Raw genomic sequence first — 25,475 nt, forward strand, 5'->3', positions numbered from 1 at the left:
AAGAATGCGTTTTGAAAAATTTACGAACCGTCTACAGCAAGCTCTTTCAGATGCACAGTCATTGGCAATGGGTAAAGACCATACTTCTATTGCGGGTATTCATATTTTATCGACTTTACTAGAAGAGCCTGCCAATTTAAGTTTGTTGCAGCAATCAGGTGCACGCTTGCCAGAGTTGAAACAAAAGTTAGAACAAGCAATAAGAAATGCACCGACTTTATCAAATCCAACTGGAGATATTAATCTTAATCCTGAAGCGGTAAAGATCTTAAATTTAGCTGATCGTTATGCGCAAAAAGCAGGTGATGAATTCTTATCAACAGATTGGGTGTTATTAAGTTTAGCGGAAACGGGTGAAACCAAAACGATATTAAACAGCGTTGGGGTAACACCAGATAGTTTACGCAAAGTAATTGAAAATATTCGAGGAAATGACAAAGTCATGAGCAATAATCATGAAGATCAACGCGATTCATTGAATAAATATACCATTGATTTAACAGAACGTGCTTTGGCTGGTAAGCTTGATCCAGTTATTGGTCGTGATGATGAAATACGTCGCACGATACAGGTTTTATCACGCCGAACTAAAAATAACCCAGTCTTGATTGGTGAACCTGGCGTGGGTAAAACTGCGATTGTTGAAGGTCTAGCGCAACGAATTATTAATGGTGAAGTTCCTGAAAGTCTAAAAAGTAAACGGGTATTGTCTTTGGATCTAGGTTCGTTGCTTGCAGGTGCTAAATATCGCGGTGAGTTCGAGGAACGTTTGAAAGCCGTTTTGAATGATCTTGCAAAACAAGAAGGTGAAGTCATTCTATTTATTGATGAATTACACACGCTTGTAGGTGCAGGAAAAGGCGATGGTGCAATGGATGCAGGTAATATGCTTAAACCTGCTTTAGCACGTGGTGAGTTGCGTTGTGTTGGAGCAACAACTTTAGATGAATATCGTCAATATATTGAGAAAGATGCTGCTCTAGAGCGTCGTTTCCAAAAAGTACTCGTTGATGAACCAAGTGTGGAAGATACCATTGCGATTTTACGTGGTCTAAAAGAAAAATATGCAACGCATCATGGCGTGCAAATTTTAGACTCAGCAATTATTGCAGCTGCAAAAATGTCGCATCGTTATATCACGGATCGTCAATTGCCTGATAAAGCCATTGATTTAATTGATGAAGCTGCTTCACGTATCAAAATGGAGATCGATTCTAAACCCGAAGCTTTAGATAAACTTGATCGCCGTTTAATCCAATTGAAAATGCAATTAGAAGCAGTGAAGAAAGATGAAGATGCTGGCAGTAAAGCTGAAGTGAATCATCTTGAACAGCAAATTGCTGAAAAGCAAAAAGAATATAATGATCTAGAGGAAATTTGGAAAGCCGAGAAGACACTCGTTGAAGGTGATAAGAAAGCTCAAGTTGAATTGGATCAAGCCCGTGTTGCTTTAGAAAAAGCAAAACGTGAAGGTGATTTGGCTGAAGCAGCACGCTTACAATATGGCGTGATTCCTGAGTTGCAAAAACGCTTGGAACAAGCGGAAGTCGCTGAGGAAAATGAAGAACCGAAGCTAATTCGTACCAAAGTGACTGAAAATGAAATTGCTGAAGTAGTGAGTGCGGCAACAGGCATTCCTGTGGCGAAAATGCTACAAGGTGAACGTGAAAAACTACTGAATATGGAAGAGTTTTTACATAACCGTGTAGTTGGGCAACATGAAGCTGTGGTTGCAGTTTCCAATGCAGTCCGCCGTTCACGTGCAGGTTTATCTGATCCGAATCGTCCGAGTGGATCATTCTTATTCCTTGGACCGACAGGTGTGGGTAAAACTGAGTTAACTAAAGCGTTAGCAAACTTCTTGTTTGATAGTGATGATGCCATGATTCGTATTGATATGTCTGAATTTATGGAAAAGCATTCTGTCAGCCGTTTAGTGGGTGCTCCTCCGGGATATGTGGGTTATGAAGAAGGCGGGGTTTTAACAGAAGCTGTTCGTCGTAAGCCATATAGTGTAGTGTTATTTGACGAAGTGGAAAAAGCTCATCCAGATGTATTCAATATCCTGTTACAGGTATTGGATGATGGTCGCTTAACTGATTCTCAAGGTCGTGTTATCGATTTTAAAAATACGGTCATTGTGATGACATCTAATTTAGGCTCACAAGATGTACGTGAATTAGGTGAAGGTGCAACTGATGAGGAAGTTCGAACAGTGGTCATGAGCGCTGTAACTCAGCATTTTCGTCCAGAGTTCATTAACCGTATTGATGAATTAGTCATTTTCCATTCGTTGAAAAAAGCTCAAATTCGTGGTATCGCGGATATTCAATTGGATCGTTTACGTTCACGTCTGAGCGAACGAGATATGGCTTTAACTGTCGATGATAGTGCATTTGATCTATTGATTGATGCTGGTTTTGATCCAATCTATGGCGCACGACCACTAAAACGTGCAATACAGCAACAAGTTGAAAATAACTTGGCTCAGAAAATCTTATCTGGTGAATTCCAGCCCGGAGATAATATTCTGATTAAAGGTGATAGTGGTCAGCTTGTGTTTGATAAAATGAAACTTAGCTAAATCTAATTTGAATGATTGGCTAAAAAGATGGCGATGAAAATCGCCATCTTTTTTATATCAGTGCAATTTATCTGATTTCTTAAGGAATATTACCAATGACATTGCGATTTTATGAAAAGCTTGCTAGTTTCGGAATAAATAAGAAAAAAATTCAGGATGAATTAAAATGGAGAATAAGCAGCATTATTACACTTATATTGGTGTAATTGTATTCTTTACGGCTTTACCATTAATTGGTTCGGCTGCACAGCCGATGACAGAGGGAACTTTAGCCTTACAAACAGGTGCATTAAATAGATCCTTGCCTAATATTATCGAAAAAGCTCAACGAGATGCGATGAAGCCAGAGGAAGAACGTTGGCGTTCTCAACGCATATTGAGTGACCGTAATTTGCGTGAAATAAGGATCAGTATGCTTGCTGAAGGTGCTTTATCACCTTATGAAGAACAAAAGAAAACGTCTGTAATGGATGTGCGGGAAAAGAAGAAAGCAAGTATGAAGCCCCATGATGAGGCTCCAGATAACTTCATGATTTATGAGTTTGATTCTCCTAATGTAAAAAGAACCAAATTCACATTTAAATAATGAGAAAAATCATTCCTTAAATTTGATTATGTTGGATTTTCCAAGCACGATGAATTTTTTGATTACGTTTAAAGTCTAAGCCTATCGTTTCAGAAGTAATTTCTTCGACATGATAGATTGCTTCGATTTCTTCATCTAACTCAAACCCACGATAGTTATTTGAGAAGTACAAAGTACCATCACTGGTTAAACGATTCATTGCACGTTTAAGCAGGGAAATATGATCGCGCTGTACATCAAATGTACCATAAAACTTTTTTGAGTTAGAGAAAGTTGGAGGATCAATGAAGATGAGATCATATTGTTCATGACCTTCTTTTAACCATTCAAAGCAATCACTCGAAAAGAACATATGTTGTTCATCAGCATGATCTACCGTTAAACCATTCAATACAAAATTTTCTTTTGACCAATTCAAATAAGTATTTGATAGGTCGACACTGGTGGTACTTGCTGCACCGCCAAGTGCTGCATGTAAGCTAGCAGTTGAGGTATAGCTATAAAGATTAAGAAAGTGTTTGCCACGTGCTTCTTTGGCAATTCTTAGACGAATTTGACGATGATCTAAAAATAAACCAGTATCTAAATAGTCTGTTAAATTGACGAGAATTTTAGCTTTGCCTTCCTGCACAATAAAACGTTTAGACGCAGTGCTTTGTTTCTCATATTGATTGGTTCCCGTTTGCTTTGCACGGGTTTTGATAAAAATTGCGTCACGATTTAAGCCAGTCACTGCACGAATGGCAGCTAAACCCAAATTAAAACGTTTTTTTGCTTTTTCAGGATCAATTGTTTTTGGTGGTGCGTATTCCTGAACATGCAAACGATCTCCATATAAATCGATGGCAATGTTAAAATCAGGTAGATCGGCATCATACAAACGTAAGCAAAAAATATTTTCTTTCACAGCCCATTTTTTTAAGGCTTGCATATTTTTTTGCAAACGATTAGTAAAGTCTTCTGCACCTTCAATTTTTTCAAATTGCTGAGGTTGCCATGTTGCCAAAAAAGGTTGGGTGACGGTTGCTGGCTTGATGGTACCAAAACGCACGTAGATTGGTAATTTACCATTCATCAAACGTAAAGTTTGAGGTTCGGTGATAGCCAGTACATCTGCTTGTTCAATTTGTGCTGCAATCACGGCAACAGGCTGATTTGGAAAATTCTTCTGTAATAATCCTGATAAACCTAAATAGAATGATCGACTAGAGGCCTTATCACCTAAACGTTCCCCATAAGGAGGGTTGGTGACAACAAAGGCTTTTTTACCTTCAGCATGGAAATCATCCCAATCTGCTAAAGTCCGTTCTTCAATTTGAATTTGCTCGAGTATTTTTTCAAAACCTGCTGCAATGATATTTTGGCGAGTGGCTTTAACCGCTTCCCAATCCGCATCGTAGGCATAAAACTTGGGTAGAGGTTGCTCTAAAGCCTTTGCATGACGTTCTGCTGCTTCTGCTTTCAGTGATAACCATAATTCACGATCATGTCCATGCCAACCATTGAAGCCAAAGCGACGTACTAAGCCTGGTGCACGATCGGTTAAAATCATTAATGATTCAATAATGAATGTTCCTGAACCACACATTGGGTCAAGAATAATGTCAGGCTGATATTGTGCTAATTGAGCTTTTTGTAGAATTGCCGCTGCCAGATTTTCTTTAATTGGCGCATCGGTCATAAAACGGCGATAGCCACGCTTATGCAGAGAATCACCTGATAAATCTAGGCAGTAAGTATGCTCAGTTTTGCCAGCCAATACATAAAGTGTAATTTCGGGTTGTTTAATATCAATACTTGGGCGTTTGCCAACCGCCTCCATAAATGAATCAACAACACCATCTTTAACTCGTAGTGTAGCAAACTGTGTATTGACTTTAATTTCGCGTTCTACATGTAGGCGAACAGCAAAGGTACTTTGTGGTGCAAAAACAAGAGACCAATCAAAGCTAATCGCACCCTCGTAGAGTTCTTCTGCAACATCACGCGCGTCATGTGTGAATTCAAGTTCATGGGTATGTATTGGTAACAACACACGAGAGGCTAAACGAGACCACATACAAACGCGATAGGCATTCTCAAGTGTGCCTTTAAATATTAAACGCCCAGCAAAACGTTGGATATTTTGAATGCCTAAATTCTCAAGTTCTTGTTGTAATAAGGTTTCAAGCCCGTCAGCACAGGTCACCCAATAGTCTGTTAGACGTGGTTTAGCGTTCATTCAAATTTCCAAAAACATTTTTAGCAATCGACTATTTTAACTGATTTTGGAAGAGAAATACGGTTTTTCTTTTGATGTTTAGCCTTATTATGTTCCATAGATTAATTCTAATTTGTGGTCTAAGGCATATTGTGAAACTCTTTGGATTAGTAATACGGTATTACTTATTTAGATTGAATCACGTCTTTGCTTTAAATTTTCAGCATATGTTTTTTACTTATCAGATAAGTTCACCATGTCATAAAATAATTTTTATTTGTTTTGAATGGTTGGTACATATTTTGCTTTCTAAAGCTGGATTATCAAGAAATACTTCTCCCAACGATGTGAGGACTTTATGAAAGCAAATACGAACCATGAACTTGTACTAAATGCCGAAGCTTTTTCTGTTGCAACTCAAATGTATGTGCGTTTAAGACGAGTCTGTAGTCGTGTGATTGATGTGATGTATTTGGTGCATGACCAAGCTTATGCTAGATATATTATGCAAATTGCACTGGAAACGCGCGATGCCGAATTAGCGCATTATGTTGAGCGTTTAAGTCATTTGCTTGATTTATATCCTGAATCTGAACCAACACTATTTGTAGCAGAACCAAAGCAAACAAATGATGAAGAACTTTACTTTGCCGAAGTCACTGAAGAGGAAATCTATCGGGCACAAGTATCGCATCACTATATTGGTGCGCTCCGCTAGCCGAATCTGTTGCAACTCTCTCATTTAATGCAACATAATGGTGAAAAGTTGTTCTGCGAAAGTAGAGAAATTGGGCTACACTATGCAAGTTTTGGTGATTCGACCTATAGGAATCTTTTATGCATATTGCAGCCCTGCATCAACCAAGTCAGGTTCAATTGAATCAACAAGGAAATTTAAAGCACTTCTTAACCATTGAAGGTCTTTCTAAAGAAAGCCTGACCAAGATTTTAGATACCGCACAAAGTTTTTTAGACGACAATAATAATTTGATTAACCGTCCGTTATTAGAAGGGCTGACGGTAATGAATCTTTTTTTTGAAAATTCTACTCGAACTCGCACTACATTTGAGGCAGCTGCAAAACGTTTGTCTGCAAATGTTCTGAATATCGATATTGCACGTTCAAGTACCTCTAAAGGTGAAACGTTACGTGATACGCTTTGGAATTTGGAAGCGATGGCTGCGGATATTTTCGTAGTTCGTCATTCATCTTCGGGTGCGGCTCACTTTATTGCAAAAGATGTATGCCCGAAAGTTGCGATTATTAATGCAGGTGATGGTCGTCATGCGCACCCAACGCAAGCGATGCTAGATATGCTGACCATTCGCCGTGAAACCAAGAAGCCATTTGAAGACTTAACTGTGGCGATTATTGGTGATATTAAACATTCGCGTGTAGCACGTTCCAATGTGGCTGCTTTACAAACACTAGGTTGCAAAGATATTCGCGTGATTGCACCAAATACGCTGTTACCAGTTGGTTTTAATGAATATGGCGAAAATGTACGCCTGTTTAATAAAATGGATGCAGGCGTAACAGACTGTGATGTGATTATTGCATTACGAATTCAAAATGAGCGTATTGATTCACCTGCATTATCTTCACAATCTGAATTTTACAAAATGTATGGACTTAATAAAGAACGCTTGGCGCTCGCTAAACCTGATTGCATCGTTATGCATCCTGGTCCAATGAACCGTGGTGTTGAAATTGATTCAAGTATTGCGGATGGAGATCAATCGGTTATTTTGAAACAAGTAACCAACGGTATTGCAGTACGAATGGCGGTACTGGCACTTGCGATGCAAGGGCAGTTACAAGAACAAGGTTTAATTGAAGCGATTGCACTTTAAAGGATAGATCACATGAGTATTGTAAAAATTGAAAATGTCCGTGTGCTCGATCCAATTCAAAAAACTGATCAAGTTCAAACGGTTTATATTAAGAATGGTAAATTCGTTGATAGCGCAGATCAAATTGATGAAACGATTGACGGTCAAGGTAAATGGTTGATGCCAACCATGGTTGACTTGTGCGCACGCTTACGTGAGCCAGGGCAACAACAACATGGGACATTAAAGTCAGAAGGTAAAGCTGCGCGTGCAAATGGTATTTTACATGTCATTACTCCACCAGACTCAAAACCTATCGTACAAGATAATGGCGCACTTATTCATGGTCTGATTGAAAAGGCACAATTAGATGGTGGTATTTATCTACATATTATTGGTGCACAAACTCAAGGTTTGAATGGGAAGCAGCCGGCTAATATGGCAGGTTTAAAGAAAGGTGGTTGTACTGCTGTTTCTAATGCCAATGCAGCATTTGAAAATGATGATGTTGTGATTCGTACTCTTGAGTATGCTGCTGGTTTGGATTTGACCGTTGTCTTCTATGCCGAAGAGCCACAGCTTGCAAAAGATGGTTGCACGCACGAAGGTTTTATCGCTTCTCGTCAAGGCTTACCAATGATTCCAGCGATCGCGGAAACAGTTGCAATTGCTAAATACCTTTTGATGATTGAAGCAACAGGCGTGAAAGCACATTTTGGTTTATTGTCTTGTGGTGCGTCAGTTGATTTGATTCGCGCAGCTAAAGCCAAAGGTTTGCCAGTCACTGCGGATGTTGCGATGCATCAGTTACATTTAACTGAACAACTCACTGATGGTTTTAACTCACTTGCGCATGTTCGCCCACCATTACGTTCTGAGCAAGATAAAGCATTATTACGTCAAGGTGTGAAAGAAGGCGTGATAGATGCAATTTGTACTCATCATGAACCATTAAGTAGCTCAGCAAAAATGGCGCCTTTTGCAGAAACACAACCAGGAATAACGGCTTTTGATACTTATGTAGCTTTGGGTGTACAACTGATTCAAGAAAGTCTATTTGAACCATTAGAATGGGTTGAAAAAGTGACTTCAATTCCAGCGCAGGTTGCAAATATGACTGAACGTTGGCAGCAAGAAGCAGGTTGGGTGTTGGTTGATCCAGAACTAGAGTGGGTAGTATCAAAAGAGACAATTTTATCTCAAGGTAAAAATACACCTTTGCTAGGCCAGACATTGAAAGGTAAAGCGGTACAGACATTCATCTAAACTTTGTTTCTGAGCAGAATAGGTTTTGTGACTTATTCTGCTTAACTTTTTAGTGATTTAATTCATTATTAGAAATTTTCCGTAAATAATTTAATAATGGATAGCTTTGCTTGTATATAGGTCGAATAAAAATGAGAATTACATTTATTGGTGCAGGACGCGTTGCTTATCATTTAGCAAAAGTATTACATCCTGATCACCAGATTGTACAAGTTTTTAGTCGTGATTTAGAAAAAGCAAATCGTTTAGCATCTTTAGTGGAAGCTACTGGGATTAATCATTTTGATCAATTAAATCCCAATACTGATCTCGTTATTATTGCTATATCTGACCAATCCATAGCTAATGTTATTCAGAAAATTAATCATTATTTACAGCAAGCATTAATTGTTCATACCTCAGGAAGTACCAGTTTAGAGGTGCTTTCAACAGTACATGAGAGATCTGGCGTATTTTATCCCTTACAAACTTTTAGTCATGAGCGTGCGATTGATTGGGCAGAAACACCTATGTTTGTCGAGGCAGTTCGGCACAATGACTTGGAGTTGCTCGCTTCATTAGCACATAGTCTGACTCCGAAGGTTTATCAATATAGTTCTCAACAACGTCAGACATTACACATGGCTGCTGTTTTTGCATGTAATTTTAGCAATTACTGTTATGATCTTTCTAAACAAATTGTTGATGAGCAACAGGTTGATTTTTCTTTACTTTATCCATTGATTTTAGAAACTGCTCAAAAAGCAACGATCAATAATCCTAAAGAAATGCAAACAGGTCCTGCAATGCGTGGTGATGAAAATATTTTAAAAATGCATCAACAGTTATTAGAAAAGAATTCAGGAAGCGATCTTGTGGATGTTTATAAACTTTTAAGTGAAGGTATTATGAAACGACATTTACACGGAAAATAATGATAGGGAAACCATTTCATTTTATTTGTGATGGACAAAATTTGAATGATTTTTAATATCAAGAGATGTTAGAACATCATGTATTTGTATTCTAGAAAATCGAGCGATTATCTGTAAATACATTGAGCTGATATCATTTGTTAAATATCAGCTTAAAAAAGAATGTAAATGTGCCTCAAGCTTAATCAATTTTTCTGTTTAAAACGATGTTTACATTTGAGACAAAGATAGTCTTGGAAAATATTTTTGTCGATCGCCACACCTGCTTTTTTCCCAAAAATATTACCCGCGATTCCTCCAGTAATTCCGACACTAATTGCACCTACAAATGTTCCAATAGTCCCACCCACAATGACGCCTAATGGACCTGCTACAGTACCAATCGTGGCACCAACTGATGCACCTGTTGCAGCTCCACCCACTGTTCCAGCCGTAGTTCCCGCCGCTGTCATTAGAACTCCGCCTGTTGTTTTTAGTAATTTGTTATGATCACGTACTTCGATTTCTGTAGAACCACATTTGGGGCATTGCAGTATTTTTTCCATAAAACCAACCTATCTTCATCATTGAGTTAAATCATTATAGTGAATAGCACTCATTGTTTATGAAACGATAACTTCTTAAAGGGATGTAAAAATTATCTGTTTCTTATTTTAGCTAAATATGAGTAAAAAATATTTATAGATCATGTAAATAGAAGAACTTAGGTTTGATCAGATTTGATTCTATAAAGTCAGTTCGATAATAACGGTTTGAGAGATATAGTTTTTATCGTCTATGGACACCAGAGAGCATTCAGTTTTTTGTTCTTTTAAGAATTAAAAAATGAATATGAGTAAGCCAATAAGAGATAAATAGCATTAAATAAATAATATTTAATGCTATTGGTATTTGAAATTTTAAGAGTCACTACTTAATTTTTTTAAAAATAAAGTCATTGATCTTGTGACCAGATTCAAGTCCACGACGCTCAAATTTGGTTACTGGACGCCATTCAGGGCGAGGGTAGCTATTACCTTTACCTGCTAAATTTTCCATGTCTGGACGATTATCTAAAATATCAAGCATCCATTCTGCGTATGGCTCCCAATCAGTAGCAGCATGGAAGGTACCTCCAAGCTCTAACTTCTGTTCAACCAGTTGCATACGTTCATGAATCACAAAGCGTCGTTTAAAGTGGCGCTTCTTCTGCCATGGATCTGGGAAGTACAGTTGCACACAGTTAATGCTGTTGTCAGGCATTTCACGTAATACTTGAATCGCATCTGCATCAAGTACAAATAAATTCTTCAAGCCAGCCATACCAGCTTCATACACGCATTGTGCAATTCCTGGTACATGTACTTCGATTCCGACAAAATTACGTTCTGGATTGGCTTTTGCCATGAGTACCAAAGAACGCCCCATACCAAAGCCAATTTCAACAGTTAAAGGTCGTTCAGGATGTTCAAAGTGTTGACGTAAATCACCAACGGGGTATTCCAAAATTAAATCACGATAATCTTCTAAAGCAGTCCGTTGTGATGTATTAAGCGGAGCTGAACGACGCATAAACGTCACAATTTCACGGTGCTCAGGCAAATTGTCGAGTTCCGTAATTTGCGTTTCTAACTGATCGTTTGACATGATTCTGGAGATATAAATATAGAAATGCCGTATTTTAAGTGTTCATCAGGTCAAGTCAAATCTTTAAATGATTTTATTTGATCATTTGTTTTTCCAAACGATCAAAAACTTGTAAAAAAATCTTCATGTTTTTGTCACAGAGATTGAATAGCCTAATGTCGATTTAAACATTAAGTAAAAATTTATGAAAAATTTTAAATTCCATTCGATTGCAATTTGTTTAGGCTTATTGGGGGCTTCTTCGGTATTTTCTGTGGCACATGCCCAGTTGATGTTTAGCCAATATATTGATGGTAGTAATAATAAAAAAGGATTAGAAATTTATAATCCAGATCAATCAGCCGTTAATTTAGCTGATTATGAGATTCAACAGTTTAATAATGGTGGTACATCTAAGCCATTTGTCTATCCTTTAGTCGGAAACCTTGCGAGTAAGGGGCGCTTTTTAGTTGGGCATACTGCCTTACAAACTGAGTTAGGGGATAAGGTCAATCAAGTCGCTGCACTTTCGTTTAATGGCGATGATGCCATTTTATTAGTTTATAAAGGCAAAGTGGTAGATCGTTTTGGAAGATTGGGTGAGCAACCAGCTTCTGGTGGCTGGGGCACAACAACAATCAGTAAAGCGAATAGTTTTACTCGCTTGCAAACGGTAAATCCTGTCACTGAGGTTGATCCTAAAACTATATTTGATCTTGATAATTCTTGGCGTGCATGGAAGGATCGGAATGATTTTTCAAATCTAACAGGCTCAACAACACCTCCTATTACTGAAATAGTAAGTTGCTCAAGTACGGAAACCCCGATTGCAGATTTAAATAATAAATCAACTCAAGGGCAAAACTATACGCTCCGTGGTGTGATCACTGCTGATTATCGTTATGAAAATGGTTTCTCTGGTTTCTATATTCAAACTGTTGATAGCAAAGCTAAACCAAACGTGAGTAATGCAATTTTTGTTTATATTCCAGCAAGTAGCTCTGTTAAAGGCGGGCAAGTTGGGGATGAAGTGATCTTACGAGGACGTTTGATTGCGTATCAAAACCAATTACAGATTGATCAGTTACAGCAAGATATTTTGACTTGTAATAGCAATATGGCAAATCAGATACAGCCAAAAAGTGTTGATTTACCGTTTAATAGTTTGACTGAATTAACTGCAAATTCACCGCAACTTTATCAAGGGATGTTGGTAAAACTACCACAAACTTTAACCATCAGTGAAAATTATAACTATGGTCGCTTTGGTGAGCTGTCACTGAGTAAGGAGCGATTATTTATTCCAACAAACTTATATCCACCTTTATCTGCCGAGGCAAAAGTATTAGCACAGAAAAACTTATTATCGAAGATTATTTTAGATGATGGTTATAACAATCAAAACAGAACGCCTTGGTTGCCGCAGAGCTTTAGTGCAACAAATAGTTTGCGCTCTGGTGATCAACTTAAGAACATTGAAGGGATTTTAGAATATCGTTTTAATGGTTGGCGCATTCAGCCTATTCAGGGGCGTAGTCTCCCAGAATTAGTCACTAAAACCCCGTCAAGACCAAATGTCGCCACTAAAGATACGCAGTTGATTCGTGCAGCAGCATTTAATGTCTTAAATTACGACAATGGCAAAACAGGATTTCCTACTGAGCGTGGTGCATCTAGTCAATCTGAATTTGATAAACAGCATCTGAAAATTATTAAAGCTTTAAAAGCAATTGATGCCGATGTATACGGTTTGATGGAAATTACAAACAATGGCTATGATAAAAATAGTGCAATCGCATATTTAACCCAAGCTTTAGGCGCTGATTGGAAATATGTAGTTCCTGAAAATCAGGATCGTTTAGGAACAGATGTGATTGCTGTTGCCATTATTTATAACAGCAAACGTGTAAAACCTGTGAACAAGCCAGTTGTACTTGATTTAGGTGATAAGAATAGATCGACGATTGCGCAAACTTTCCAACCGATTTCTGGAAAGCAAATGTTCACGATTATTCCTAATCACTTGAAATCTAAAGGATGTACAGGTGTTGATACGAATACAACAGACGCTGATCAAAAAGATGGGCAAGGTTGTTGGAACCCGACACGTGTGAAAGCTGTTGAACAACTCGTTCAATGGATGGCAAAAAATCCAACTCAGGTAGAAAAGCCAAACATCTTAGTTTTAGGGGATATGAATAGTTATGCTAAAGAAGATCCGATTCAGGTGTTTGAAAAGGCAAATTACAAAGTTCTATTAAATGACAAAGTTGTAGGGCAAGGTGAGCAGGCTTATAGCTATGTATTTGGTGTATCAAGTAATGCGGAAGGCTATGGCGGCGCAGGCAATTTAGATCACGCAATTGCAGATGCAAATTTATATAGTAAAGTAAAAAAAGCATTTACTTGGCATATCAATGCAGATGAACCAACAGTCTTAGATTACAACGAAGAATATAAAACCGATGCACAAAAAGCATTATTTTTCTCAGAAGATGCTTATCGCTCTTCAGATCATGATCCTGTAATTGTTGATCTTGATATGAGTGATGCCGAGAATAAACCTTCACCGTCAAATACTTCATCGGGGAGTTTTGGATGGTTATCGATCTTGGGTCTTTTGGGTCTTGCAAGTTTTTCCAAGCGCTCAAGAAAAGATAAAGTGTGATCTATGCAAAAAGAGGAGGATAGAAGTAATCTATTCTCCTCAAAAAAATGATCTATTTGAGCAGGATATATACGATGATAATAAAAAGTTGACATAAGACTACTTGCAAAATCATGTAATTTCACTAATAGTCAGATCATTCAGTATTTTTTACTTTTTTTGACAAATTTGTGGAAACACATTTTGCAAATTAACGTAAAGCATTTTAGAACATAAGAGTTAGATAACAAGGATCAATTATGAAGTTGTATTATTCACCTGGTGCTTGCTCATTGGCAGCACATATTATTTTAAATGAAATAAATGTAGATTTTGATTTAGAACGAGTTGATCTAAAAACACATAAAACCTCGAAAGGGGTAGATTATTATGAAATTAACCCAAAAGGTTATGTTCCAGCTTTAGAGATTAATCCTGGTTTAATCTTAACAGAGAACGTTGCAATTTTACCGTTTCTGGCACAACACGATCCTAAACAGGATTTAATCCCACCATCGGGCATGGGGCGTGCCAAAGTCCTTGAATGGTTAGGTTATTTAAATTCTGAGTTACATGATGCTTATGCAGTTTTCTTTAGTGGTAAGTTAACTGATGATGAAAAAATCAAAGCATATGCTGAAGTAGATCGTTTACTGAAATATATCGACAATTATTTAGCAGAATCAGAATATGATTATTTAGTTGATGATAATTTTGGTCCAGCAGATGCGTATTTATTTGTACTGACAAACTGGTCAAATCATATTGAGCATGATTTAACGCCTTATACCAATATTATCGCGCTTCGTAATAAAGTAGCTGAACGTCAGTCTGTACAAATTGCAATGCGTGATGAAGGTTTGTTTAATTAAAAATCTACAAATAAAAAAGCCTCTATACAGAGGCTTTTTTATTATCAACAAATTATTGTTGAGCTTTTTCTTTAACGTTCGCAGCACCTGATTCTACAGCACCAGCAACATTGGCAGTCGCATCACGTGCAGCAGCTTCAGTTTTAGCAGCAGCTTCAGCAGTTGCATGAGCAGTATGATCAGCAGCAGCGTCGATTTGATCAGCAGCAGTATCAACCGCTGTAGCTACATTGGTTGTTGCAGCATCAGCAGCATCTTTCACATCAGCGCCAGCTTGTTCAGCAGCGTTTTCTAAATGTTCACCCGTTGTTGCACCAGTTTCAGGTGCTTTATCTTTATTACAGCCTACAAGAGCAACAGTAGCAGCTAGACCTAACGCAACAAGTAATTTATTCATTTTCATATTTCCTTTTCGTTGTGGCATCCAACAAGTATGGATATCGAAAATATAAACACAAAGCGAGTGAATAAGAAAGTTACAAATTTGTTGATAACTTGTAAAAACACGCACTTACATTTTTTAAATGTAAATGCGTGTACATGTTTTTAGATTATTTTAAACACCAGAGCGAATCATATAATCAAAAGCGGATAGAGACGCTTTGGCACCTTCACCTGTCGCAATGATAATTTGCTTGTAAGGCACGGTGGTACAGTCACCCGCAGCAAATACACCTTTGACATTGGTTTCATTACGATCATTGATCACAATCTCACCACGATTGCTGAGTTCAACCGCACTGTTCTTCAAGAAATCTGTGTTTGGTAATAAACCAATCTGCACAAAGATTCCTGCAAGTTCTACCGTATGCTCAACATCAGTCGCGCGATCTTTGTATTTCAACGCCGTCACTTGAGCACCATCTCCGACCACTTCAGTACTGAGCGCATTTAAGATCACAGTGGTATTCGGTAAGCTGTTTAATTTGTCTTGCAACACTTGATCTGCACGAAGCTTGGTATCAAACTCAACCAATGTTACATGCTCAACAATTCCTGCAAGGTCAATCGCTGCTTCTACACCTGAGTTACCACCACCAATCACCGCGACACGTTTGCCTTTGAATAATGGGCCATCACAGTGTGGGCAGTACGCCACACCACGGGTACGGTATTCTGCTTCACCCGGTACATTCATTTCTCTCCAACGTGCGCCTGTTGAAAGAATAATGGTTTTCGATTCAAGCTTAGCCCCATTTTCCAATTCAACTTCAACCAAACCATTGGCGGTCTGATCTGCACCTGTGATCTTGCTGACACGTTGTAAATTCATGATATCCACACCGTACTCACGTACATGGGCTTCCATATCTTGAGCGAACTTCGGACCTACAGTTTTTTGAACCGTGGTGAAGTTTTCAATGTCCATAGTATCCATGACCTGACCACCAAAGCGTTCAGCCACGATACCTGTTTTGATACCCTTACGTGCTGCATAAATCGCTGCTGTACCACCTGCAGGGCCACCACCAATCACCAATACATCAAAAGCATCTTTGGCATTGAGTGCTGCGGCATCTTTTTCAGCTGAGTTGGTATCTAGCTTCGCCACGATTTCTTCCAAAGTCATACGACCTTGTCCAATATGTTCATTGTCTTGAAACACCATCGGTACAGCTAAGATTTTGCGTTCTTCAACTTCTTCTTGGAAGAAACCACCATCAATCATGGTCGCCGTTGTATTCGGGTTATAGATTGCAATCAAGTTGAGTGCTTGAACCACATCTGGACAGTTATGGCAGCTCAATGAAACAAACACATCAAAGTTTGCTTTTAAATTTAAGCCTTTGATCTGGTTCAAGACTTCATCAGATACTTTAGGTGCGTAACCTGATACTTGTAATAAAGCCAAGATCAAAGAGGTAAACTCATGTCCCATCGGTAAACCAGCAAAGAACACACGTGGTTGTTCACCTGCTTTAGCTACACCGAAACTCGGACGGCGAGCGTTTGAACCGTCAAAACGCGCCGTAACTTGGTCAGAAAGTTCTGCAATTTCAGTCACGAGTTCTTTGATTTTTGCAGCTTTGTCTGATTCATCTAAAGCCGCAACTAACTCGATTGGACTTTCTAAACGTTCTAAGTAAGCTTTTAATTGAGTTTTAATATTTTGATCTAACATGTATTTCTCCAAATTCTAAGCAGTTCAAATCAGCTAAATTCATTCGATGAAGCTATAGTACGCAAAACTAATAAATAGGTAAAACAGTATGTTTTTATGGGTTTGATCGGATTTTTGAATTTAAGATAAAATAAACATTTTGAAGATTTTTATACCTAAAAATTTGAATATATTCAAACTTGTTATATAACTGCAATTATTTCATGACGTATATAAGGAAGCAGCAAATGGTATTACAACGTGGTATTTATCAACACTACAAGGGTCAAATTTATCAGGTATTTAATGTTGCTAGACATAGTGAAACTGAGGAACAACTTGTTGTATATCAATGTTTATATGGTGATTATTCAATGTGGGTGCGTCCATTATCGATGTTTGTTGAAACAGTTGAACTTGAAGATGGGCAAGTTATTCCACGTTTTAAATTAATACAAGCGACTTAAATTTGAACTTTTGCTTTTGAGCATTACGGAGACAAGACATGACGAGCGCCGTTTTTTTACAACGTATTGCTGATTTATATGATGAACTTAAGCAACATGATGCTCGGCAGTCTGATCGTTTAAAACGTTACCGAAATATTGAAGCAGAATCTGCTAAGTTACTTGGGATGTTAGTACGTACTCAGCAATCAAAGCAGATTTTAGAAATTGGAACATCGACGGGATATTCAACCTTATGGTTGGCTGAGGCTGCAAAATCGGTCGGAGGTAAAGTTCAAACCCTAGAGATCAATGCTTTCCGAAGTGCTCAAGCCAAGAAATATGCTGAAGAATTTGGATTAGAGCGTTTTATTGATTTTTGGGTCGGCGATGCCTCAGATTATTTGGCACAAGCAACTGAATCCTATGATCTAATTTTATTAGATGCGGAACGTGGCTGCTATGTGAGTTACTGGAATGATTTAAAACGTCTATTGCAGTTCTCGGGTAATACATTGATCGTTGATAATGTGATTTCGCATGCTGCTGAGGTCAAAGATTTTCTTGAGTTGATTAAAGCGGACGAAAATTATATGAGTACTATTTTACCTGTAGGTGCAGGTTTATGTCTGGTTGTCTTGAAGTAGATGCGTTTGATCTTGATGTTTTGAGCGATAGCTCTGGGGACTACAACCTAATACTTTGTTAAATGCGCGGGTGAAGTTTGCAGGGTTGGAATAACCCAATTCATAGGCAATATGGGTGATGGTAAAGGTTGAATTTTGTAGAAGGTCGATAGCGCGTTCAATGCTGATCTGCTGTTTTAAGGCATGAAATTCAACTCCTTGTTGCTGTAAATAGCGTTGCAGGGTTTTGGTAGAAATATTTAGAACTTTAGCGCATTCGGTTAAGGTCGGCACTTGATTGGCTTGTCTTAGCATCATGCTGACCCATTCAACAATTTCGCCCTGATGGTAAATTTTTTGAATCTGTTCCTGACAACGTTGTTCAACCACTTTTAGGCTATGAGCATCCGCCAAAGGTAAGGAAAGTGCCAACTGTTGTTGATCAATCACGACACGGATGCCAGACATCCACGTATAGTTAAAATAAAAGCTGGCTTTGACTAAATGTAGATAACGTTCCTGATACACAGGTTCAGGAATGCTTAGATAAACCTGATAACGTTGTAGTTGCTGTCCAGCCAGTTCCAGCAGGCTGTAGTAAAAGCCAACCGCGATTGCTTCAATATGAAATGCTAAACATTGCTTATTCATTTGTAAGATTGGTTCAAGTAATAACTCAACTTTATGTTGATTAGTTGGAAATTGAATCGATAGCTTAAAGCTTGGCATAATTAGCCGAAAATATTGTGCGATTAATCTCAATGCATGTTCTAAATTTGGACTGGTCATTAATGCATATCCAACCAAACTATGCGAACTGAGTTTTAGATTTTTACCGAGTTCAAAAGCCAAATCTTCTGTATTAGGTAGGCTCAGGCCAAGTGCAATAAATTGTTCAATTTGTTGAATTGTTAAAAGCTCAGTTTTAGAAAGTTCGTTATGAAATGCGTTTAATACCTCATTATCATATTGATGAGTACCAATCAGAATTTCGATCAACCGCAAGTAATAACGAGACGGAATAACAGGGATTTGCTGTTTTTGCACAATAAAAAACCACCAAAGTCTTAAAATGATAATATCAAGTCTTAAAATGATAATATAGAGTGACTGCAAAAGAACACAATCAATTCAAGCAAAACATTTTGTGTTTGATTGAGGAATTTCTAATGAATATGCATACTCAACTGGATGTAGAGCAAGCAACAACAACTTTTAAAGATAAAAAACGTCATTTGTGGTTATTGGGTTTGGCAGTACCGACTATTGCAATGAGTGGTTTAGCGGGTTATCAATTTGGGCCGAAAAAAACCAAAAAATTCTTTGCCTCTTTTGGCCCATTATTTATTCATGGTGTTATTCCTGCATTGGATAAGTTAATTGGTGAGGACACAGAAAATCCACCACTTGATGCGATTGCAGATTTAGAAGCTGATCCATATTATTCTCGAATTGTTAAACTTTTTATTCCATTGCAATATGCGACCAATATTTACGGCACTTATTTGGCAAGTCGTAAAGGTACATCACTTGCAGATCAAGCGTTATTGGGTACGTTGGTGGGGATGGTGAATGGTATTGCCATCAATACGGCGCATGAATTGAGTCATAAAAGTGGTCGTCTCGAACATTATTTATCACATTTGGCATTAGCTCCATCGGGCTATAATCACTTCCGTATTGAGCATCCATATGGTCATCACCGCCGTGTTGCAACGCCAGAAGATCCAGCATCATCTCGACTTGGTGAAACTTTCTGGAAATTTTTACCGCGTACAGTGATTGGTAGTTTCAAATCTGCGATCGAAATTGAGAAAAATCGTTTAGAGCGTAAAAAATTGCCATTCTTCTGTAAAGAGAATGAATTGATTCATGGTTGGGCGATGTCTGCCGTGTACCATGCTGCTATGTTTAGCAAATTTGGAGTGCGTTCAGTACCGTTCCAAGTGACACAGGCTGCCTATGCAATTACTTTGTTTGAATCAGTAAATTATATTGAGCATTATGGTTTAAAACGTGAAAAGAAAGCCAATAGTCAATATGAGCGTACTTTACCTGAGCATAGTTGGAACAATAACAATGTAGTGACTAACTTGTTCTTGTATCAATTACAGCGTCACTCAGATCATCATGCAAATCCAACACGTAGCTTCCAAACGCTACGTCATTTTGAAAATGCACCACAGTTACCAGCGGGCTATGGAGCGATGATTTTACCAGCCTTTATTCCTTCATGGTGGTCAAAAATTATGGATGATCGAGTAGTAGAGCATTACAAAGGCAATATGGAGAAAATTAATATTCATCCAGACGCAAAAGAAAAAATATTAGAGAAGTATGCTGAACAAGTTGAAGTCGAAGCTGCTTAATAAATTTAAATAAAAAAACCAACCTTAATCTAGGCTGGTTTTTTTATTTATGAGGCTAAAAGATAAAGTCGTTTAAAATGCAGATCAAACTCAAGGTATTTATGGACAAAAGCAGTCTTATCAGTTGTGCGTAGCAAATTGTCATAGATAAATTCTGGAACAGGATGATAAAGCTCGGCTGTGCCATTGCTGTAAAAAATTTTTAAGTAGCGTGAAGAAATATCATATTTCCAAAAGGTTACAACAACAGTTTTTTCCATATATTTTCCCCCATTTTAGTTTGATCATTTAGTACATACGAAAAACTCTTTATGTTTCATAATTTGACATTACTCCATGTAAAGCAGGCTGACAATTGATAAGTGAATTTCGTTATAAATTTATAAGTATAAGAATTGTAAAAAATTTACTATTAAATCGAGATCGATGTATCGCAAAAAGTGAGCAAATGACAAATAAAAAGAAACCACTCTTTTTAGAGTGGTTTCTTTTCAACATTGTTAAATCTAAAAATTAGATTTTACCAACGAGGTCGATTGATGGAGCAAGAGTCGCTTCACCTTCTTTCCATTTAGCTGGGCAAACTTCGCCTGGGTGGCTTGCTACGAATTGAGCAGCTTTAAGCTTACGTAAAGTTTCTGAAACATCACGTGCAATTGCATTGTCATGAATTTCAGCAGTTTTAATTACGCCTTCTGGGTTGATGATGAACGTACCACGTAAAGCTAAACCAGCTTCTTCGATATGCACATCAAAAGCACGTGTTAATTGATGTGTAGGATCGCCAACTAATGGGAATTGAGCTTTACCTACAGCAGGAGAAGTTTCGTGCCATACTTTGTGAGAGAAATGAGTATCAGTTGTTACGATATAAACTTCTGCACCAGCTTTTTTGAATTCTTCGTAGTTTTCAGCAGCATCTTCAACTTCAGTAGGACAGTTGAAAGTAAATGCAGCAGGCATAAAAATAAGAACAGACCATTTGCCTTTAAGATCAGCATCAGTGACTTGAATGAATTCACCGTTACGGAATGCATCAGCTTTAAATGGTTTAACTTCAGTATTAATTAAGCTCATCATTGTCTCCATGATTGAGGTTTTATTGAGAGGCTAATGCCTTATTTGTTTACGAGGTTAAGAATAAATAATTTTTAGTTATTGGGGAAATAGTATTTTTACATGACTAAAATCGGAAAATTGAATGAATCAATATAAAACGATTTTCACCCTTAGATATAAGCCTATTTGACTCCAATAAGATGAAGTAAATATGACGAATACCTAAAACTAACTTGCATAACAACATGCAGTCGATAGTATTAAAATTCAAGGGTAAAATTGAAAAAATCTAAAAAACATAGAGAAAACCAAGATATATACTTAGATTTTTACCTATGTTTTGCTTGGTTTAAAAATAAGAAAATGCAAAAGTACCCCTGTGTATCAATTGAATAGTGCATGTTTTTGAAAAGAACTAAATGTGGTTGCTTTGCATAGCAACGCTTTAAGGCGTAAAATAGCTGATTAGTTTATTTTCTAGGAAAGCTGTTCAGTGCAGAGTCATTTAAATGTAGATCAATGGGTTATGGCACGTGACCGTCACCGTTTAAATCGACTGCGCAAAGATAAAAAAACAGAAACAGCAGAAATCGAAAAACTTTTTCAACAGTCAAATGACAAAGTCAAACAACGCTTAGCGCGTATTCCCCAAATTAAACTCAATCAAGATTTACCTGTTACTCAGTATGCAGATCGTTTGATTGCCGCAATACAAAAGCATCAAGTGGTTATTGTGGCGGGTGAAACGGGTTCGGGTAAAACCACACAGCTACCACAAATTGCTATGCTTGCTGGTCGTGGTCTCACTGGGATGATTGGGCATACTCAGCCGCGACGTTTAGCTGCTCGCAGTGTCTCGCAACGTATTGCAGAAGAAGTTGGGCAGAAACTGGGTGAGGCGATTGGTTTTAAAATCCGTTTTAATGAGCAGGGATCGCAAGATTCTATCGTGCGTTTGATGACGGATGGTATTTTGTTGGCTGAGCTGACGAACGACCGCTTCCTTTCAAAATACGACACCATCATTATCGATGAAGCCCATGAGCGTTCACTGAATATCGATTTCATCATGGGTTATCTCAAACAGTTATTACCAAAGCGTCCTGATTTAAAAGTAATCGTGACGTCGGCGACTTTAGATGTAAATCGTTTTAGCCAATACTTTAATGATGCACCGATTTTTGAAGTAGAAGGGCGTAGCTTCCCTGTTGAAGTACGTTATCGTCCAATTTCGGAACTCAGTATTATTGGTAGTGATGATGATGAGTTTGATGATTTTGAAGAGAACTTACCACGTGCTGTTGTACAAGCGGTCGAAGAGTGTTTTGCTGATGCTGAGAGTAAAGGACATCCAGAACATGCTGATATCTTGATTTTTGCCAGTACAGAGCAAGAAATCCGTGAATTACAGGAAACGCTGCAAAAATATGGTCCTCGGCATACTGAAGTGTTGCCTTTATATGCACGTTTGGCACTCGCCGAGCAGCAAAAGATTTTCAGTCCAAGCGGCAAAGGTCGCCGTATCATTATTGCAACCAACGTTGCTGAAACAGCATTAACCGTTCCTAATATTCGGTATGTGATTGATAGCGGTTTTGCTCGTATTTCACGCTATAACTACCGTTCACGTGTACAGCGCTTACCGATTGAAGCAATTTCACAGGCAGCAGCCAATCAGCGTAAAGGTCGTTGTGGTCGTATTGCTGCGGGTGTGTGTATTCGTCTATACAGTGAAGAAGATTTTTTAAGTCGTCCTGAGTTTACCGAACCAGAGATCAAACGGACGAACTTGGCTTCTGTAATTTTACAAATGCAAAGTCTTGGTTTAGGTAGTTTAGAAGATTTTGACTTTATTGAGCCGCCTGATTTCCGTTTGGTGAATGATGGACGCAAGCTTTTGATTGAGTTAGGTGCATTAAGCGAACGTAAGAATGATTTAACTAAAGTCGGTCAAATGATGGCACGCATGCCGATTGATCCACGATTAGCTCGTATGCTGATTGGTGGCGCTCATTTTGGTGTGCTGAAAGAAACTTTAATTATTGTCAGTGCCTTGGCGATTCAAGATCCACGAGAACGACCTGCCGATAAACAAATGCAGGCTGATCAGAAGCATGCTTTATTCAAAGAAGCAGATTCAGACTTTTTATTCTATTTAAAACTTTGGAATACGCTGCAAACCAGTCCTGATACACAGTCTGAAAACAAGCGCCGTCAATTTGCACGTCAACATTTTTTAAGTTGGTTGCGTTTAAGGGAATGGAAGCAAACCCATCAACAATTAGTTGAATTGGCTGAAGGATTAAAGCTGAGCTTTAATGAAAAGGCAGCCAATTACGAAAATTTACATCGAGCATTATTAACAGGTTTACTGTCATTCATCGCCAATAAAACCGATGAACGTAATACCTTTATGGCGGTACGTCAGCAGAAAGCCAAAGTATTTCCTGCCAGTACACTGCATAAGACCAATACTGCTTGGGTGATGGCATTTGAGATGGTGGAAACTTCTCAAGTGTATTTACGAACTTTAGCAAAAATTGATCCTGAATGGATTTTATTAGCTGCACGTGAGCTATTGAAATATCACTATTTCGAACCACATTGGTCGAAAAAAGCAGGCATTGTGAATGCCTATGCGCAAATTTCATTGTTTGGTTTAATTATTGAACCAAAACGTATGGTGAATTTTGAGAAAGTTGATCAAGCCGCGGCACATGAAATTTTTTTACGGGATGCCTTAACGACTGGTAATTTGGGTATTACACCGCCATTTTTAAAACACAACTTACTTAAACTTGAAGAAGTTGAGCGAGTTGAAGATAAATTGCGTCGTCGTGATTTGGTGGTCGATGAAGAAACTATTTATCAATTTTATGCTGAAAAAGTGCCAGAGGAAATTGCTAGCCGCCGTAGTTTTGAAGATTGGCGTGCAACAGTAGAGCCAGATCATCCGCGTTATCTTTTTGTAGAAGACGATGCGTTATGGATGAATGATCGGCCAACCACACAGCAATTCCCAGATTATTTACATAATGGACAATTGCGTTTAGCTGCGAGCTATCGTTTTGATCCAAGCCATGATGAAGATGGTGCAACGGTTAAAATTCCTGTGCAGGCTTTGCCACAAGTAGATGAAAAACAATGGTCATGGGGGATTCCTGGATGGCGTCAGGATTTAATCGAGGCTTTGCTCAAGGCGTTGCCTAAAGACAAACGTCGTAATTTAGTCCCGATTCCAGATACTGCGAAAAAACTGATGCAAGGTGTCGATGCAGTACATTTGCGTGAACATCTGTTTAGTTACTTGGCTTTCGCTCTGCGTGGGGAGCAAATTACTGAAAAAGATTTTTCTTTTGAACGAATTGATCAATATCTTGTACCTTTTATTAAAGTTGTGGATGAAAAAGGTAAACTCATTGCGCAAGGACGTGATTTAGACGAACTCAAAGCGCGTTGTCGTGTCGAAACTCATCGTCCTGTGAAGCAGCAAAAGGGTGAGTTCCAGACTTTTCCTGAAAATTTTGTATTTGAAGCGTCTCATAAAGTCACGGGAGTGGTCGTAAAGCAATATCAGGCTTTGGTTCCAAGTAAAGTTTTTGCTGAACTTGATGTTAAAGATGAGTCGGGTGTGGTGATTCAAACCTTTAATGATCAGGATGAAGCAATTAAGCAACATCGTGAAGGCGTGATTCGTCTTTTACACATGCAATTGGGGGATTTAATTCGTCAATTGAAAAAACAGATTTCCAAACCATTAGCTTTGGCATATTCGCCTTTAGGTGATCGGGCGAAGTTGGAGCAAATGCTGGTTTATGCAACCTTACAAGTTTCAATAAAAACCTTGCCTAAAGATACAGCGGAATTTAATCAGCTAATGGCTGATGTAAAAAAGCAATTCTTGGCAGATGGTCAAAAAGTTTTAATTGATATTACTGAGATTTTTACTCAATGGCAGCAAATTCGTCGCGAGTTATTGGTTTTAGATCAGGATATCTTTGGTCGAAGTGTGGATGACATAGAAGACCAACTTGATTTAATGTCGTTGGCGAACTTTGTCTACAGTAAACCTGTTGAGATTTGGCAGGAATACCCACGGTTTTTAAAAGCATTGCTATTGCGTTTGGATCGTTTGCCAAATAATCTACAACGTGACCTCGCTGCAATTGACGATGTTGATCCATGGATGGACAAAGTATTTAAATTTAAAAATGATCCTAAAATCAAAGAATTGTATTTGATGTTGGAAGAACTTAGAATTTCCTTGTTTTCTCAACCGATGAAAACAAAGATGCCAATTTCACCAACTAGATTGCAAAAACTATGGGATCGATTAGCAATCGGTTAAACTGAGCAATAATGAAAGT

20 protein-coding genes are annotated in these 25,475 nt (G+C 38.2%); 12 read left to right on the plus strand and 8 right to left on the minus strand.

Annotated features, from left to right (window positions below; translation table 11 throughout):
* Positions 1-4: 4 nt before the first annotated feature.
* The gene (clpB, locus tag ABLB98_RS06140; protein ID WP_348883617.1) at positions 5-2,584 is read left to right on the plus strand and encodes an ATP-dependent chaperone ClpB; all 2,580 of its coding nucleotides are present in this window, start codon (positions 5-7) and stop codon (positions 2,582-2,584) included.
* 166 nt (positions 2,585-2,750) lie between these two features.
* Positions 2,751-3,170, plus strand: a complete 420-nt coding sequence (locus tag ABLB98_RS06145; RefSeq protein WP_005159609.1) for a hypothetical protein — start codon at positions 2,751-2,753, stop codon at positions 3,168-3,170.
* Positions 3,171-3,186: 16 nt separating this feature from the next.
* Here ABLB98_RS06145 and rlmKL read toward each other — a convergent pair whose 3' ends face one another.
* Positions 3,187-5,391 carry a bifunctional 23S rRNA (guanine(2069)-N(7))-methyltransferase RlmK/23S rRNA (guanine(2445)-N(2))-methyltransferase RlmL gene (gene rlmKL, locus ABLB98_RS06150; protein WP_348883618.1) on the minus strand — a complete coding sequence of 735 codons (2,205 nt, stop codon included), beginning with the start codon at positions 5,389-5,391 and terminating at the stop codon, positions 3,187-3,189.
* A 337-nt stretch (positions 5,392-5,728) separates the two neighbouring features.
* Between rlmKL and ABLB98_RS06155 the strand changes: the two genes are divergently transcribed.
* From ABLB98_RS06155 to ABLB98_RS06170, 4 genes are all read left to right on the plus strand, one after another.
* The gene (locus ABLB98_RS06155; protein WP_348883619.1) at positions 5,729-6,088 is read left to right on the plus strand and encodes a hypothetical protein; all 360 of its coding nucleotides are present in this window, start codon (positions 5,729-5,731) and stop codon (positions 6,086-6,088) included.
* A gap of 119 nt (positions 6,089-6,207) precedes the next feature.
* Complete coding sequence (locus ABLB98_RS06160) at positions 6,208-7,224, plus strand: aspartate carbamoyltransferase catalytic subunit (RefSeq protein ID WP_005159617.1); 1,017 nt, start codon at positions 6,208-6,210, stop codon at positions 7,222-7,224.
* A 12-nt stretch (positions 7,225-7,236) separates the two neighbouring features.
* Positions 7,237-8,469 (plus strand): dihydroorotase, encoded by a 1,233-nt coding sequence (locus tag ABLB98_RS06165; RefSeq protein ID WP_348883620.1) that lies wholly within the window; start codon positions 7,237-7,239, stop codon positions 8,467-8,469.
* Between the two features lie 131 nt (positions 8,470-8,600).
* Positions 8,601-9,383: a DUF2520 domain-containing protein gene (locus ABLB98_RS06170; protein ID WP_348883621.1), complete on the plus strand. Its 783-nt coding sequence runs from the start codon at positions 8,601-8,603 to the stop codon at positions 9,381-9,383.
* A gap of 185 nt (positions 9,384-9,568) precedes the next feature.
* On the opposite strand, the gene ABLB98_RS06175 is transcribed toward ABLB98_RS06170, so the two are convergent.
* Both ABLB98_RS06175 and trmB read right to left on the minus strand, forming a co-directional pair.
* Positions 9,569-9,928, minus strand: a complete 360-nt coding sequence (locus ABLB98_RS06175) for a hypothetical protein (protein ID WP_087545230.1) — start codon at positions 9,926-9,928, stop codon at positions 9,569-9,571.
* A gap of 364 nt (positions 9,929-10,292) precedes the next feature.
* Entirely contained in the window at positions 10,293-11,009 is a 717-nt protein-coding gene (trmB, locus tag ABLB98_RS06180; protein WP_004662584.1) for a tRNA (guanosine(46)-N7)-methyltransferase TrmB, read from the minus strand.
* Positions 11,010-11,193: 184 nt separating this feature from the next.
* Here trmB and ABLB98_RS06185 point away from each other — a divergent pair, with 184 nt between their 5' ends.
* Complete coding sequence (locus ABLB98_RS06185) at positions 11,194-13,656, plus strand: ExeM/NucH family extracellular endonuclease (protein ID WP_348883622.1); 2,463 nt, start codon at positions 11,194-11,196, stop codon at positions 13,654-13,656.
* Between the two features lie 239 nt (positions 13,657-13,895).
* Positions 13,896-14,507 (plus strand): glutathione binding-like protein, encoded by a 612-nt coding sequence (locus tag ABLB98_RS06190; protein WP_348883623.1) that lies wholly within the window; start codon positions 13,896-13,898, stop codon positions 14,505-14,507.
* 52 nt (positions 14,508-14,559) lie between these two features.
* Here the strand turns inward: ABLB98_RS06190 and ABLB98_RS06195 are convergent, their stop codons facing one another.
* Positions 14,560-14,904, minus strand: coding sequence for a hypothetical protein (locus ABLB98_RS06195; protein ID WP_004966800.1), 345 nt, complete (start codon positions 14,902-14,904; stop codon positions 14,560-14,562).
* Positions 14,905-15,063: 159 nt separating this feature from the next.
* Positions 15,064-16,629 (minus strand): alkyl hydroperoxide reductase subunit F, encoded by a 1,566-nt coding sequence (gene ahpF / locus ABLB98_RS06200; RefSeq protein ID WP_369028930.1) that lies wholly within the window; start codon positions 16,627-16,629, stop codon positions 15,064-15,066.
* Positions 16,630-16,856: 227 nt separating this feature from the next.
* Here ahpF and ABLB98_RS06205 point away from each other — a divergent pair, with 227 nt between their 5' ends.
* Positions 16,857-17,075 (plus strand): DUF1653 domain-containing protein, encoded by a 219-nt coding sequence (locus tag ABLB98_RS06205; RefSeq protein WP_004662574.1) that lies wholly within the window; start codon positions 16,857-16,859, stop codon positions 17,073-17,075.
* A 38-nt stretch (positions 17,076-17,113) separates the two neighbouring features.
* Positions 17,114-17,701, plus strand: a complete 588-nt coding sequence (locus ABLB98_RS06210) for an O-methyltransferase (protein WP_249571174.1) — start codon at positions 17,114-17,116, stop codon at positions 17,699-17,701.
* On the opposite strand, the gene ABLB98_RS06215 is transcribed toward ABLB98_RS06210, so the two are convergent.
* Complete coding sequence (locus tag ABLB98_RS06215; protein ID WP_348883232.1) at positions 17,678-18,727, minus strand: helix-turn-helix domain-containing protein; 1,050 nt, start codon at positions 18,725-18,727, stop codon at positions 17,678-17,680. The two genes, ABLB98_RS06210 and ABLB98_RS06215, sit on opposite strands and share 24 nt — an antisense overlap.
* A 122-nt stretch (positions 18,728-18,849) precedes the next feature.
* Here ABLB98_RS06215 and ABLB98_RS06220 point away from each other — a divergent pair, with 122 nt between their 5' ends.
* Complete coding sequence (locus tag ABLB98_RS06220; protein ID WP_348883233.1) at positions 18,850-20,049, plus strand: alkane 1-monooxygenase; 1,200 nt, start codon at positions 18,850-18,852, stop codon at positions 20,047-20,049.
* Positions 20,050-20,096: 47 nt separating this feature from the next.
* Here the strand turns inward: ABLB98_RS06220 and ABLB98_RS06225 are convergent, their stop codons facing one another.
* A complete protein-coding gene (locus ABLB98_RS06225) occupies positions 20,097-20,309 on the minus strand; it encodes a KTSC domain-containing protein (protein WP_005159645.1) in 213 nt (70 codons plus the stop codon).
* A 253-nt stretch (positions 20,310-20,562) separates the two neighbouring features.
* On the minus strand, positions 20,563-21,126 hold the full coding sequence (gene ahpC / locus ABLB98_RS06230; RefSeq protein WP_004662563.1) for an alkyl hydroperoxide reductase subunit C: 564 nt from the start codon (positions 21,124-21,126) through the stop codon (positions 20,563-20,565).
* 475 nt (positions 21,127-21,601) lie between these two features.
* Here ahpC and hrpA point away from each other — a divergent pair, with 475 nt between their 5' ends.
* Positions 21,602-25,456 carry an ATP-dependent RNA helicase HrpA gene (gene hrpA, locus ABLB98_RS06235; RefSeq protein ID WP_348883234.1) on the plus strand — a complete coding sequence of 1,285 codons (3,855 nt, stop codon included), beginning with the start codon at positions 21,602-21,604 and terminating at the stop codon, positions 25,454-25,456.
* Positions 25,457-25,475 lie beyond the last annotated feature (19 nt).

It is taken from the genome of Acinetobacter yuyunsongii (assembly GCF_041021915.1).
Lineage (GTDB): Bacteria > Pseudomonadota > Gammaproteobacteria > Pseudomonadales > Moraxellaceae > Acinetobacter.

What these genes read in the sequence shown, in the direction of transcription:
- trmB (WP_004662584.1), bottom strand. Translation starts at nt 11,009, where the DNA reads ATGTCAAACGATCAGTTAGAAACGCAAATTACGGAACTCGACAATTTG.
- ABLB98_RS06190 (WP_348883623.1), top strand. Translation starts at nt 13,896, where the DNA reads ATGAAGTTGTATTATTCACCTGGTGCTTGCTCATTGGCAGCACATATT.
- clpB (WP_348883617.1), top strand. Translation starts at nt 5, where the DNA reads ATGCGTTTTGAAAAATTTACGAACCGTCTACAGCAAGCTCTTTCAGAT.
- ahpC (WP_004662563.1), bottom strand. Translation starts at nt 21,126, where the DNA reads ATGAGCTTAATTAATACTGAAGTTAAACCATTTAAAGCTGATGCATTC.
- rlmKL (WP_348883618.1), bottom strand. Translation starts at nt 5,391, where the DNA reads ATGAACGCTAAACCACGTCTAACAGACTATTGGGTGACCTGTGCTGAC.
- ABLB98_RS06220 (WP_348883233.1), top strand. Translation starts at nt 18,850, where the DNA reads ATGAATATGCATACTCAACTGGATGTAGAGCAAGCAACAACAACTTTT.
- ABLB98_RS06195 (WP_004966800.1), bottom strand. Translation starts at nt 14,904, where the DNA reads ATGAATAAATTACTTGTTGCGTTAGGTCTAGCTGCTACTGTTGCTCTT.
- ABLB98_RS06170 (WP_348883621.1), top strand. Translation starts at nt 8,601, where the DNA reads ATGAGAATTACATTTATTGGTGCAGGACGCGTTGCTTATCATTTAGCA.
- ABLB98_RS06205 (WP_004662574.1), top strand. Translation starts at nt 16,857, where the DNA reads ATGGTATTACAACGTGGTATTTATCAACACTACAAGGGTCAAATTTAT.
- ABLB98_RS06225 (WP_005159645.1), bottom strand. Translation starts at nt 20,309, where the DNA reads ATGGAAAAAACTGTTGTTGTAACCTTTTGGAAATATGATATTTCTTCA.
- ABLB98_RS06210 (WP_249571174.1), top strand. Translation starts at nt 17,114, where the DNA reads ATGACGAGCGCCGTTTTTTTACAACGTATTGCTGATTTATATGATGAA.
- ahpF (WP_369028930.1), bottom strand. Translation starts at nt 16,629, where the DNA reads ATGTTAGATCAAAATATTAAAACTCAATTAAAAGCTTACTTAGAACGT.
- ABLB98_RS06165 (WP_348883620.1), top strand. Translation starts at nt 7,237, where the DNA reads ATGAGTATTGTAAAAATTGAAAATGTCCGTGTGCTCGATCCAATTCAA.
- ABLB98_RS06145 (WP_005159609.1), top strand. Translation starts at nt 2,751, where the DNA reads ATGGAGAATAAGCAGCATTATTACACTTATATTGGTGTAATTGTATTC.
- ABLB98_RS06175 (WP_087545230.1), bottom strand. Translation starts at nt 9,928, where the DNA reads ATGGAAAAAATACTGCAATGCCCCAAATGTGGTTCTACAGAAATCGAA.
- ABLB98_RS06160 (WP_005159617.1), top strand. Translation starts at nt 6,208, where the DNA reads ATGCATATTGCAGCCCTGCATCAACCAAGTCAGGTTCAATTGAATCAA.
- ABLB98_RS06155 (WP_348883619.1), top strand. Translation starts at nt 5,729, where the DNA reads ATGAAAGCAAATACGAACCATGAACTTGTACTAAATGCCGAAGCTTTT.
- ABLB98_RS06185 (WP_348883622.1), top strand. Translation starts at nt 11,194, where the DNA reads ATGAAAAATTTTAAATTCCATTCGATTGCAATTTGTTTAGGCTTATTG.